The sequence below is a fragment of the Curtobacterium flaccumfaciens genome, assembly GCF_018598405.1.
Classification (GTDB): Bacteria; Actinomycetota; Actinomycetes; order Actinomycetales; family Microbacteriaceae; genus Curtobacterium; species Curtobacterium aurantiacum.
The window spans coordinates 23198-34930 of the sequence record NZ_JAHEWS010000032.1 but is presented as its reverse complement, the minus strand read 5'-3'; the positions used below and the strand labels follow the sequence as shown (position 1 = coordinate 34930).

Sequence of the window (11733 nt, the reverse complement as noted above, 5' to 3'; positions counted from 1 at the left end):
CATCTCCAGGTGTTCAACCCGGTGATCGTCTCGGCCGTTCCGTTCTCCGCCTCAGCGGCAACGAGTGATTACTTTACACACGCCCCGGGGGCCCTGCCAACCGTCGTCCCTCCCGGGCGTGTCGCACTCGGGTGAACGGCACGTGTCCCCCGGGTTTCCGGGGATCGACGGGGTGGGCGCGACCCCGGGAACGGCGGAAGGCACGGTGCGAACCCGCACCGTGCCTCCCGAACGAACCGAACCCGCTGACGGGGCGGACCGGACCCAGCCGACCTACTCGGCTGCGGCCAACTGACCGCAGGCCCCGTCGATCTCCTTGCCACGGGTGTCGCGCAGGGTCGTCGGGATGCCGGCGGCGTTGAGTCGGCGGACGAACTCGTCCTGCACGTGCACCTCGGACGAGGTCCACACGGAACCCGGGGTCGGGTTGAGCGGGATCGGGTTGACGTGCACCCAGCCCTTGCCGCGCTTGTTGAGCTTCTCGGCGAGCAGGTCGGCACGCCAGGCGTGGTCGTTCATGTCCTTGATGAGCGCGTACTCGATCGAGACACGTCGGCCCGTCTTGACGTAGTAGTTGTGGGCGGCGTCGATCGCCTCGTCGGCCTTCCAGCGCGAGTTCACCGGGATGAGCTCGTCGCGGAGTTCGTCGTCGGGTGCGTGCAGGGACAGCGCGAAGGTGAGCGGGATCCCCTCGTCGGCGAGCTTGATCATCGCCGGCACCAGACCCACGGTCGACACGGTGATGCCGCGGGCGCTCATGCCGAGCCCGTTCGGCTGCGGCGCGACCATCAACCGCACGGCGTCCATCACCCGCTTGTAGTTCGCGAGCGGCTCCCCCATGCCCATGAACACGATGTTCGTCACGCGCTCCGCGTCGACGCGGTCCTGCCCGCCCTTGCGGGGATCGCCCCCGAGCTCACCGGCGGCGATCGCAGCGTTGGCCCGGACGATCTGCTCGATGATCTCGGCGGTGGACATGTTGCGGGTCAGCCCCGCCTGGCCGGTGGCGCAGAACGGGCAGTTCATGCCGCACCCGGCCTGGGACGAGACGCAGAGCGTGATGCGGCCCGGGTAGCGCATGAGCACCGACTCGACCAGGGCGCCGTCGTGCAGCTTCCAGAGGAACTTGATCGTGTCGCCGTTGTCCGTCGCCAGCCGCCGGGTCTCGGTGAGGAGCGGCGGCAGCATCCCGGCGACCAGCTGTTCCCGCTGGGCGGCGGGCAGGTCGGTCATCTTGGCCGGGTCGGACGTGTAGTGCTGGAAGTAGTGGGTGGCGAGCTGCTTGGCGCGGAAGCCGGGCAGCCCGAGTTCCTTGACGCGGGCCTCGCGCTCCTCGGCCGTCAGGTCGGCCAGGTGCACGGGCGGCTTGCCACGCTTCGGGGAGGCGAACTGCAGGAGCGGGCGACCGTCGGTGTCGGTGGCCTGCTTCCAGCCCTCGGTGCGCGGGCGCACCTGCGGACGAGCAGACTGCTGCTGTTCGAACGGGGTGCGGGTGTCGGAAGCCATCACTCCAGGATACGGGAGGCCCGTGACACGCGGGTACGGCCCGTTCGGGTGGCCCCGCCGGTCACCACCAGGCCCGCGATCGCTGGTCGGGTCAGCTTCCGGCGGGCAGGACGCGGGCGAAGTGGTGTGCCGCCGAGTACATCGGGACGATGTCGACGACCTCACCCGGGTGCGGCGCCTGCAGGACGAGGCCCTGCCCGAGGTACAGGCCGACGTGGTCCTCGTCGTCGTACACGACGAGGTCGCCCGGCAGCGCCTCGGACTCCGGGATCGTGGTGGCGACGGCGTCCTGCGTCGGCACGTAGTGCACGAGCTGGATCCCCACCGCCTGGTACGCGACCATCGTCAGCCCGGAGCAGTCGATGCCCTCGTGGCTCGCGCCGCCCTCGACGTACGGGTCCCCCATGTACTGCAGGGCGGTCTGCACGATCGTGGCCCGGTCGCCCCCGGCCGAGAGGGCGGCGGACAACGCGGACTGTGCCTGCGCGGTCGTCACCCCGAAGCGGAGGTCGAGCGTGGGGTAGGACACGATCGTCGTCGTGGTGGTCATGCCGTCGGTGGAGACGACGGGGACCTGGACGTCGTGCGCCACCGTGAAGGTCTGGGCGTCCTGCGCCGTGGTCGTGCCGGAACGGGTGTCCGTGGGCAGGGTGTCGGCGTTCGCGGGGAGGGCCAGCGTCAGGCTCGAGGTCACCGCGATCGCGGGGGCGAGCAGGATCGCGGCGCGCTTCGCGTTCGCGGAACGGCGGACGTGCCGCGGGTCGACGGCACGCTCGGCACGGAGGGTGGCCGTGCGGCTCAGCACCGCGTGGCCGGCGGACGACGCCACGGGGGCCGGACGCGGCTGCATCCGCACGGTCCGGGCCGGCTTCGGGTGTTCGACGAAGGTGGAGCGGGCGGCTGCGGGGCCGAGGGCCGAGCGGCGACCACGGGAACGGGACGGCTGCGTGTCCGGCGTCAGCGGCGCGGGGTCGACCGCGTGGTGCGTGCGCATCGGCGCGGGCTGGCGGTCGTCGGCTGCTGCGGGCAGTGCGTGGCGTCCCATGGGTCCTTCCGGGTCGGGACCACTCGGCGGTCCGGAAAGTAACGTATTGGTCACGGCGGTCCTCGCGGCTGGGCAGCGCCGGAGTCTTCCTGCAGCTGGTCACAGGAAGGGGCACCGCTCGCAGGCCCCTCCGACGGCGCGCACGGCTGTTCCGGAGCCGGAGCGCGGCCGTGGACCGGGGCTCAAACCGACGTGACCCGCATGACGGCGGCGATCCGGGCCTCCCGGTCGGCCGCCAGGCGCTCGAGGCGAGCCGACAGTGCGACGACGGACGCGTCGACCGGGCTGTCCCCCGAGATGTCCCCCGGGATCGGGACCCCCGCGCGGACCGCGAGTGGCAGCACGCCCGCCCAGACGGTGTGGTCCTCACCGTCTGCCGGGTCCTCGCCGACGCCGTGGGCTCGGACCTTGACGCTCGCGCGCTCGAGGGGCAGCTGGAGGACCTGGGTGGCGCTGACCTCCTTCGCGGTCATCTCGCGCACCTCGGCTCGGCGGCCCGGCATCAGGTGGTCGGCCACCTGCCAGAGGGCTTCGGCGCGGAGGTCGGTCGGCACCACGGTGGCGCGGCCGGCGATCATCGCGCTGCGGTAGTTCGCCGAGCTGTCGTGGGTCGAGCGTGCGAAGACGAGGCCGTCCAGGTGGGTGACGGTGGCGGCGACGGGGACGCCCTCTGCCCCGGCGTCGAGGAACAGGCCACCACCGGTCGAGCCGTGCAGCAGCAGGACGGGGCCGTCGCCGAGGTCGCCGACGGCGCAGAGGAACGGGAGGACGACGGGGTGGCCGCCGCGGACGATGCCGACGTGGGCGATGTGGGCCTCGGCGAGGATCGCGTGCAGGACGGCGGGGTCGTCGGACTGACGGTCGCGCAGGCGGCGGACGTGGAGGGAAGGGCCGTCGGTGGGCGGGTCGGATGGGCTCAGCTGGGCGTTCGGGGTGGGCATGGGCTCACGCTAGGGTCACCAGTGGTCCGGCATCTGGACCAGATCGGGGCGATCGCGGTGGACCAGTCGAGCAAGGTGGCCGGTGTGGTGGCACGGGTACGCCGGATGGTGCACGACGGCACCCTGCGCGAGGGCGATCCGCTGCCCTCGACGCGGGCGCTGGCGGTCGAGCTCGGGGTGGCCCGGGGCACCGTCGTCGCGGCGTACGAGCAGCTCGACGGCGAGGGGTACCTGCGGACGCGGCACGGTGCCCTCGCGCGGGTCGCAGCGGGGGTGCGCGGGCCGGCGGCGAGGGCATCGGCGGAGACGGGTGGGGGCACCGATGTGGTCCGCGCCAGCACCGGGCCGACGGGCGCCCTCGCGGCCGCTGTCGTGTCAGGCTCCCTGGCCGTTCCCCTCGTCGACTGCCGTCCGGGCATCCCCGCCGTCACCGCCATCCCGCAGCGGGACTGGCGGGCAGCCTGGCGCGCAGCGGCGTCGACTCCGCTCCGGAACGCGATCGCGGAGCCGCTCGGCTCCCCCGACCTGCGGGCACAGGTCGTCGCCCAGCTCGGCCTGACCCGCGGGTTCACGGCGACGGTCGACCGGGTGCTCGTGACCGCGGGGACCTCGGAGGCGCTGTCGCTCGTCACCGAGGCGCTGCGAGGGCTGCTGGGTCGCGCTCCCGTCGTCGCCGTCGAGGACCCCGGCTACCGCACCGGCCACCGTGCGATCACGAGCGCGGGCGGGTCCCTGGTGGGCATCCCGGTCGGGGAGGACGGCCTCGACCTCGATGCGCTCGAGGCCTCCGGACCGGTCGACGCCGTGCTGGTCAGCCCGACGCACCAGTACCCGCTCGGGTCGGTGATGCCGGTAGGGCGGCGCCGGCGGCTGCTCGCTTGGGCCGCCACCACCGGCACCGTGGTGGTGGAGGACGACTACGACTCCGAGTTCCGGCACCGCGGCGCTCCCGTGCCCGCACTGGCCGCACTCGACGTCGAGGGCGTGGTGCTGCACGTCGGCGGGTTCTCGAAGACGCTCGACCCCCGGCTGCGGTGCGCGTACGTCGTGCTGCCGTCCCCGGACGGTGCAGCGACGGGTTCCCCGGTGACGGAGGCGGTGCTCGCCGCCCGTCGGGCACGTGGCGCGGTCGTCGCCGAACCGGTGCAGGCCGCGCTCGTGCACCTGCTGCGGACGGGTGCGCTTCGGCGGCACCTCGGTCGGGTGCGTCGCGACTACACGCACCGCCGGGCCCGGATCGCGGCTCGGCTCGGCGACGTCGCCGGCCTGGAGGCCCGTGCCCTGAACGGCGGACTGCACGCGGTGGTCACGTGGTCGGGTCCGACCACCGGGGCGCAGATCGCGCGTCGGCTTGCGGACGCCGGGGTGCTCGTCGCGACGCTCGAGGAGTACGGGCTCGCGCCGGGCAGCACGCCGCCGGGCATCGTGTTCGGCTACGGCGCCGTGACGATGCCGGAGCTCGACCGCGCGCTCGACGCGCTGGCGACTGCGGTCACGGGCAGCTGAGCGCTCGCCTGACCGGTGTGCGTCAGCGAGACTCGGCGGTGCCGTTCCCCCGGGCGTTGACCAGGTCGGCGAGGGACGGTTCGCCGACCTCGCCGGGCAGCGCGTGCCCACGACGGGCGGCCTTGCGGACCTGGCGGTAGGTGGTGACGTGCAGGGGGTCCACATCGGCGGCGGACTCGTAGTTCGACGGGGCGCTGGTGGTGGGCGAATCGGTCATCGCGACGGACGGTACGCGTGCCGGGAGCCGTGGAACCACGTGCTGCGTTCCGCGGCCAAACCGCGGGCGACCGCGACGCATCACGGACCCGTGGACGGCACGGAGAACGCCCCGCCGGAAGGGGGTCGGCGGGGCGTTCCGGTCCGTGGGGTCCTTCGTGATCAGCGGCGGACGGCGTCGATCTTGAGCATCTTGGCGATGACCGAGTCGAGTTCACTGTCGTCGAAGACCTGCTTCCAGTCCTCCTTGATGAGCTTCTCGCGGCCGTAGCCCATCGCGATGTGGCAGGCGTCGGAGAACGGGTTCGAGCCGCGCAGGCCGTTGGTCAGCGCGATCCAGGTGTGGCCGTAGAGCATGGCGCGGGCGGCTTCGCGCGGCACGCCGACGCCGGTGACGGTCTCCTCGAGGGCGTCGTTGAGGAAGTCGCCGATCATGCAGGCGATCGTCTCGACCAGGGTCGGCTCGAGCACGGCGAGCTGCTTCACCGTGACCCAGTGCACCTGGATGACCGGGGCGTACATCGTGGTGATGACGGCCTCGGCGACGGCCTTCGCGCTATCGCCCTCGTCGCCGAGCGACTCGGACGCGTCGAAGGCCGCGATGACCTCCTGCGGGGCGGCGATGCCACCGAAGGTGTCGTCCCACTCGGCCTTGGTGGTGCGCTCGAGGAACACCGACGGGTGGCACGGGTGCGCCACGGCGTAGTGGATGTCCTCGCGCTTCGCCAGCAGACCCGCGTAGGCGGCCGCGGGGTCGAGCGTCAGGATCGACGCGCCGGGCTTCATGACGGGGACGAGCTGCTCCGAGATGGTGCCGAGCAGGACGTCGGGGACGGCGAGGATGACGACGTCGGCGGCCTTCGCGGCGTCGAGGCTGTCGGTGATCTCGCGGCCGAGGGCCTGGATGCGCTCCTGACCGGCGGGCGAGGCCTCGCTGTAGAGGGTGGTGTACTCGCTCTTCGCGAAGTTGTTCGAGACGCGGGTGCCCATCTTGCCGCCGGCACCGATCACGGCGACGGTGACGTCGGCCGTGCCGGATCCGGCAGCGACGGTGTGGGTGGTGGTGACGGTGTCGGTCATGATTCCTTGCTCCTGATGTACTCGATGGTCTGTTCGGTCCACGCCGCCTCGGTGCGGGTGGTGGTCTGTGCGGGGGTCTCCCCCGGCAGGGGTTCGCCGCCGGCGTGCTCGTCCTGCCACGGCAGCCAGAACTCGACGACGCGGTTGACCCCACGGGCCTCGGGCTCGACCGCGGCGCGGACGGCGTCGTAGTCGAGGACCCCGGTGCCGATCGGGACGCCGGTGTACTGGAAGCCGACCCAGCCCGGTGAGCGGGTGAAGGCGGAGTCCTTGACGTGCCAGTTCCGGGTGAGCGGGGCGCACCGGGCGACGACGTCGGCGGGGTGCTCGAGGTTCGCGACGGTGTTCGCCGGGTCGAGGCAGATCCCGAGCGCGGGGCTGTCGATGCGTTCGACGACGTCGACGAGGTCCGTGGTGGCGACGACCTCGTAGGTCTCCAGCGCGAGGGTCACGCCCGCGCGCTCGTAGGCGGGGAGCGCCTGCCGCAGGCGTCGTTCGGTCTCGGCTGCGTCGGGCTGGTCGTCACCGCTCGTCCACATGCTCCGCACGAGCGTCGCGCCGAGCTGCTGCGCGACGTGCAGGTACCGGGCGAGGTGCTCGGGACGGGTGCCGCGGGTACCGACCTCGAGCGTGAGACCGAGGTCGTCGGCGAGGGTGCGGATCGAGGCCAGGCGCTCGTCGGTCGCGGTGTCGAGCGGCAGGTGGTCGCAGATCTGGAACAGGTCGACGCCGTCATGGCTCGCGGCGTCACGCAGGGCGTCGTCGAGGGACATCGGCGACGGGACGCGGTCGGACATGCGCCAGAAGTAGGCGTAGGTGGAGAGGCCGAGCAGGGAGGTCACGGGGTCACCGCCAGGGCGTGCGCTTCGTCGAGGATCGTGCGGATCGCCTCGGGGTCGTGGGCGAAGCGGCCGAGGAACAGGCCGCCGATGCGTCCGGCACCGCGGGTCAGCAGGCCCGGACCGGCACTGCCGCCGTAGATCGCGACGGAGCCGGCGAGCTCCGGTCGGGTCGCCAGGTGCTGCTCGATGCCGGCCAGCACCGCGACGATGTGCTCGTCGGGCGCGGGCTGCGGGGCACCGATCGCCCACACCGGCTCGTACGCGGCGATGAGCGATCCGGCGAGGCGGTCGCCGGTCGCCGTGGCGGTGAACCGGTCGAGCTGCGCGGTGACCTCGGCGATCGCGGCCGCGGGGTTGCCGTCGGCGGAGCGCTCGGTCTCGCCGATGCAGACCAGCGGACGGAGTCCGTTCCGGAAGGCCGCGTGCACCTTGCCGGCGATGTCCTGGTCGGACTCGTGGAACAGGGAGCGCCGCTCGGCGTGCGCGATCTCGACCAGGTCGACACCGATCTCACGGAGTTCGCGGCCGGAGACCTCGCCGGTGAAGGCGCCCTCGTCGGCCCACGCCAGGTCCTGCGCGCCGAGGAGCACCGGGGCACCGGACGCGGTCAGGATCGCGCGGACGGGGACGAGCGACGGGAACGTCGGCACCACGAAGAGCTCGACCGCGCCGGACCGAACCGCCGGGTGGCTCCGGGCGATGTCGGCCACGGCGGCCGCCCACTCGAGCGTCCGGGCGTGGCTGAAGTACATCTTGAGCGACACCCCGATCGTCACCGGGGCGGCCGCCGTGGTCGCGGGCATCAGGCGTCGGTCCCGACCGGGGCAGAGCCGTCGTAGGCGCAGATCGCGTTGACCTTCTCGGCGCTCGCGCTGGAGGTGTCGAAGGTGTAGCCGAGCCACTCCTTCGCCATCCGGCGCGCGACCTCGACCCCGACGACGCGCTGGCCCATGCAGAGGACCTGGGCGTCGTTCGACAGGATCGAGCGTTCGACGGAGAACGAGTCGTGCGCGGTGACCGCGCGGATGCCGGGGACCTTGTTCGCCGCGATGGCGACGCCGAGGCCGGTGCCGCAGATCAGGATGGCGCGGTCGGCCTCACCGTTCGCGACCAGGCGTGCGGCGTCGACGGCGACGTGCGGGTAGGCGGTGTGCCCGTCGGCGTCCACGCCCACGTCGACGACGGAGACCACCCGGGGGTCCTTCGCGAGGTCGGCCTTGATGACCTCCTTGTAGTCGAAGCCGGCGTCGTCCGAGCCGACGACGATGCGGAACTGCTGCTCACTCATGCGGTGTGCCTTTCGTGGTGGGGATCAGGCGTGGACGGCCATGGTCGACAGGACCGCGGCGGTGATGAGCGCGAACGAGACCGCGCCCGCGTCCGGGGTGCCGACGGCGTCCTCGCCGTGGGTTCGGGCACGACCCATCCGCGGCAGCAGGTCGGCCGTGGCGTCGGCCGCGGCCTGCGCTGCGGCCGAGGCGGCGGACCAGGCGTCGACGAGCTCGTCGCCGACGGCGACGCGTGCGGTGAGGACCTCGTCGAACGGGACGAGCGCGTCGACCATCGTCTTGTCGCCGGGGACCGCCCCGAAGGCCAGCACGGCCTCGACGGCGGCGTGCACCGCGCTCTGGACCGTGGCGGCCGTCGGACGGGACTCGTCCCCGATGACGCGACCCAGGGCCTCCAGGGCGGCACCCCAGATCGCACCGGACGTGCCGCCGGCCTTGTCGGACCAGACGTCGCCGGCGATCGCCAGGACGCTGCCAGCACCGGCACCGCGGGCGGCGGCGTCCTGCGCGGCGCGGTCGGCGGCGGTGGAGCCGCGCTGCATGCCGATGCCGTGGTCACCGTCTCCGGCGACGGCGTCGATGCGGCCGAGCTCGTCGGCGTGGTCGTCGATCGTGGCGCGGACGGCGCTGATGGCGCTCACGACGCGGGCGGCGGAGGCCCGGGACTCCACGGTGCCGGGCGTCACCGGCACGACCACGCCGGCTTCGAGCACCTCGACCGGCACCGGCTGCTGCGGGACGGCGCCGCCCTTGCGGAACGCGGGGGCATCGGCGGGAGCGGCCCAGAGCTGCTCGAGTTCGTCGTCGAGCCAGAACAGGGTGAGCGAGACGCCCGCCATGTCGAAGCTCGTGACGAGTTCGCCGACCTCGGGCTCGACGACGACGATGCCGGCCTCGGTGAGCTTCCGCTGGACTGCGTTGAAGACGACGAAGAGCTCCTCGTACTTCACCGAGCCGAGGCCGTTGAGGATCGGGACGACGCGGGGGCTGCTGGTTCCCGCAGCTGCGAGGTCGGACGGCACCTCGGTCAGGAGCTTGTCGACGAGCAGGTCGGCCAGGCCGTCGGCGGTGGGCACGTCGGCCTCGGCGATGCCGCGTTCACCGTGGATGCCCATGCCGATGGCCATGCGCCCCTCGGGAACGGTGAAGAGCGGCTCCTCGGCGCCGGGCAGGGAGCACCCGGAGAACGCGACGCCGAAGCTGCGGGTGCGGTCGTTGGCCCGGGTGGCGATCGCGGTGACCGCGTCGAGGTCGTCGCCGCGTTCGGCGGCGGCGCCGGCGACCTTGAACACGCAGAGGTCCCCCGCGATGCCGCGGCGCTCGTGCGTCTGGTCTGCGGGCGCCGAGGCGACGTCGTCGGTCACGCGGACCGTGCGGACCTCGATGCCCTGTGCCTCGAGTGCCCGTGCCGCTGCGTCGAAGTTGAGGACGTCACCGGCGTAGTTGCCGTAGCTGAGCAGCACGCCGCCGCCGTGCTCGGACGCCTTCGCGACCGCGGTGATCTGCTGAGCGCTCGGGCTGGCGAACAGGTTGCCCATCGCGGCACCGGCCGCCAGGCCGTGCCCGACGAGTCCGCCGAAGGCCGGGTAGTGCCCGGAGCCACCGCCGACGACGAGCGCGACGGTGCCCTCGGGGCTGGTGGTGGAGCGGGCGACGCCGCCGTGCACCTTCCGGACGCGGGACCGGTTGGCGGCGACGAAGCCGTCCACCATCTCGTCCGCGAAGTCGGCGGGGTCGTTGAACAGGCGGGTCATGCGCCGGCCTCCTTCGCGATCGCGGTCGGTCCGTCCGTGGCGGCGACCGCCGTGTCGGCTCCGGACGCCGCGGCGGCCGCTTCGTTGCGCTTCGTGTTCCGGCCGAGCACGAACATCAGCACGCTCGACAGCACCATGAAGAACCCGACGATGAACATCGGGATCTGGTACCCGCCGGTCCACTCGCTGACCGCACCCGTGATGTACGGGGCGGCGAACCCACCGAGGTTGCCGACGGTGTTGATGAGGGCGACGCCGGCTGCCGCGGCGGCTCCGGTCAGGAACTGCGTCGGCACCGTCCAGAAGTTCGGCAGTGCGGCGAAGATGGCGCACGCCGTGATCGCGATGACGGCGACCGTGGCTGCCGGGCTGTTCATGTAGAGCGCGACCGGGATGCTCAGGCCACCGACCAGGGCCGGGACGGCGATGTGCCAGACCCGGACGCCGCGGCGGAAGGCGTCACGCGACCAGAAGTACAGGACGACCGCGGCCGGCACGTACGGGATGGCCGTGATGAGGCCCTTCTGGAACAGGTCGAACGTGGTGCCGAACTGCTCCTGGAAGCCGTCGATGATCGTCGGCAGGAAGAAGCTGAGCGCGTAGAGGCCGTAGATGAAGCCGAAGTACACCGCGGCGAGCATCCAGACGCGGCCGGAGCCGAAGGCCGCACGCAGGCCGCCCTTGCCGTGGCCGTCGCCGCCGCCCTTCGCCGCGCTCTCGGCGGCCAGCGTCGTCTCCAACCAGACCTTCTCGTCCTCGTCGAGCCACTTCGCCTGCGACGGCTTGTCCTTGAGCACGAAGAGGCACAGGACGCCGACGATGATCGCCGGGATCGAGACGCAGAGGAACATGAAGCGCCAGCCGGCGAGGCCGCCGAGGATGCCCTCGTGGGTCATCAGCCACCCGGCGAGCGGGGAGCCGATGACGCTCGTGAGCGGCTGGGCCAGGTAGAACAGCGCGAGCATCTTGCCGCGGTGGCGGGCCGGGACCCAGGTCGACAGGAAGAGGATCGCGCCGGGGAAGAAGCCGGCCTCGGCGATGCCGAGCAGGAAGCGGAGGCCGACGAGCTGCGGGTAGTTCTGCACCCACGTGAAGAGCAGCGAGACGATGCCCCACGTGATCATGATGCGGGCGAGCCAGATCCGGGCGCCGAACTTGTGCAGGGCGAGGTTGGACGGCACCTCGAGCACGAGGTAGCCGATGAAGAACACCCCGGACGCGAAGCCGAACTGGGCCGCGGTCAGACCGAGGTCGGCCTCCATGCCGTTCGGGGCGGCGAAGGAGATCGCGGTGCGGTCGAGGAAGTTGATGAAGAACATCAGTGCCACGAACGGCACGATGCGGATCGCGATCTTGCGGATGGCCGTCTTCTCGACGACCGAGGTGGGGATGCCTCGCGTGGCGGGGATGTCCACGATGACTCCTGCTCGGTGGGGGTGGTACGACTCCGCCTGGCAGCTGCGCCGGGATGGTCCGGCTGCTGCACGGATCGGGAGCGGGCGCATCGGTGCGCCTGGTCCAGTGTGCGACGCGTTCCGTCAACTTGTCAACCGG

At 72.3% G+C, this 11733-nt stretch carries 11 protein-coding genes; 1 reads left to right on the top strand and 10 read right to left on the bottom strand.

What is annotated here, in order from left to right; translation table 11 throughout:
* Positions 1–273 precede the first annotated feature (273 nt).
* From rlmN to KK097_RS16170, 3 genes are all read right to left on the bottom strand, one after another.
* A complete protein-coding gene (gene rlmN / locus KK097_RS16180; RefSeq protein WP_110862858.1) occupies positions 274–1506 on the bottom strand; it encodes a dual-specificity RNA methyltransferase RlmN in 1233 nt (410 codons plus the stop codon).
* Positions 1507–1597: 91 nt separating this feature from the next.
* Positions 1598–2551, bottom strand: coding sequence for a C40 family peptidase (locus KK097_RS16175; protein WP_214545442.1), 954 nt, complete (start codon positions 2549–2551; stop codon positions 1598–1600).
* 182 nt (positions 2552–2733) lie between these two features.
* Complete coding sequence (locus KK097_RS16170; protein ID WP_214545441.1) at positions 2734–3492, bottom strand: pyridoxamine 5'-phosphate oxidase family protein; 759 nt, start codon at positions 3490–3492, stop codon at positions 2734–2736.
* 21 nt (positions 3493–3513) lie between these two features.
* Here KK097_RS16170 and pdxR point away from each other — a divergent pair, with 21 nt between their 5' ends.
* The gene (pdxR, locus tag KK097_RS16165; RefSeq protein WP_214545440.1) at positions 3514–4998 is read left to right on the top strand and encodes a MocR-like pyridoxine biosynthesis transcription factor PdxR; all 1485 of its coding nucleotides are present in this window, start codon (positions 3514–3516) and stop codon (positions 4996–4998) included.
* Positions 4999–5020: 22 nt separating this feature from the next.
* Here pdxR and KK097_RS16160 read toward each other — a convergent pair whose 3' ends face one another.
* The 7 genes from KK097_RS16160 to KK097_RS16130 all read right to left on the bottom strand — a co-directional run bounded on the left by KK097_RS16160 (position 5021) and on the right by KK097_RS16130 (position 11594).
* Positions 5021–5215: a hypothetical protein gene (locus KK097_RS16160; protein WP_214545439.1), complete on the bottom strand. Its 195-nt coding sequence runs from the start codon at positions 5213–5215 to the stop codon at positions 5021–5023.
* Between the two features lie 161 nt (positions 5216–5376).
* On the bottom strand, positions 5377–6294 hold the full coding sequence (locus KK097_RS16155; protein WP_214545438.1) for a phosphogluconate dehydrogenase C-terminal domain-containing protein: 918 nt from the start codon (positions 6292–6294) through the stop codon (positions 5377–5379).
* Positions 6291–7136 carry a sugar phosphate isomerase/epimerase family protein gene (locus KK097_RS16150; protein WP_214545437.1) on the bottom strand — a complete coding sequence of 282 codons (846 nt, stop codon included), beginning with the start codon at positions 7134–7136 and terminating at the stop codon, positions 6291–6293. Before KK097_RS16150 ends, KK097_RS16155 begins: the two co-directional genes overlap by 4 nt.
* Positions 7133–7939 (bottom strand): triose-phosphate isomerase family protein, encoded by an 807-nt coding sequence (locus KK097_RS16145; protein WP_214545436.1) that lies wholly within the window; start codon positions 7937–7939, stop codon positions 7133–7135. Before KK097_RS16145 ends, KK097_RS16150 begins: the two co-directional genes overlap by 4 nt.
* The gene (locus tag KK097_RS16140; protein WP_214545435.1) at positions 7939–8424 is read right to left on the bottom strand and encodes a ribose-5-phosphate isomerase; all 486 of its coding nucleotides are present in this window, start codon (positions 8422–8424) and stop codon (positions 7939–7941) included. Before KK097_RS16140 ends, KK097_RS16145 begins: the two co-directional genes overlap by 1 nt.
* Positions 8425–8448: 24 nt before the next feature.
* Positions 8449–10179 carry a dihydroxyacetone kinase family protein gene (locus KK097_RS16135; protein WP_214545434.1) on the bottom strand — a complete coding sequence of 577 codons (1731 nt, stop codon included), beginning with the start codon at positions 10177–10179 and terminating at the stop codon, positions 8449–8451.
* Positions 10176–11594 carry an MFS transporter gene (locus KK097_RS16130; protein ID WP_214545433.1) on the bottom strand — a complete coding sequence of 473 codons (1419 nt, stop codon included), beginning with the start codon at positions 11592–11594 and terminating at the stop codon, positions 10176–10178. The genes KK097_RS16135 and KK097_RS16130 overlap by 4 nt, the downstream gene beginning before the upstream one ends.
* Between the last annotated feature and the right edge of the window lie 139 nt (positions 11595–11733).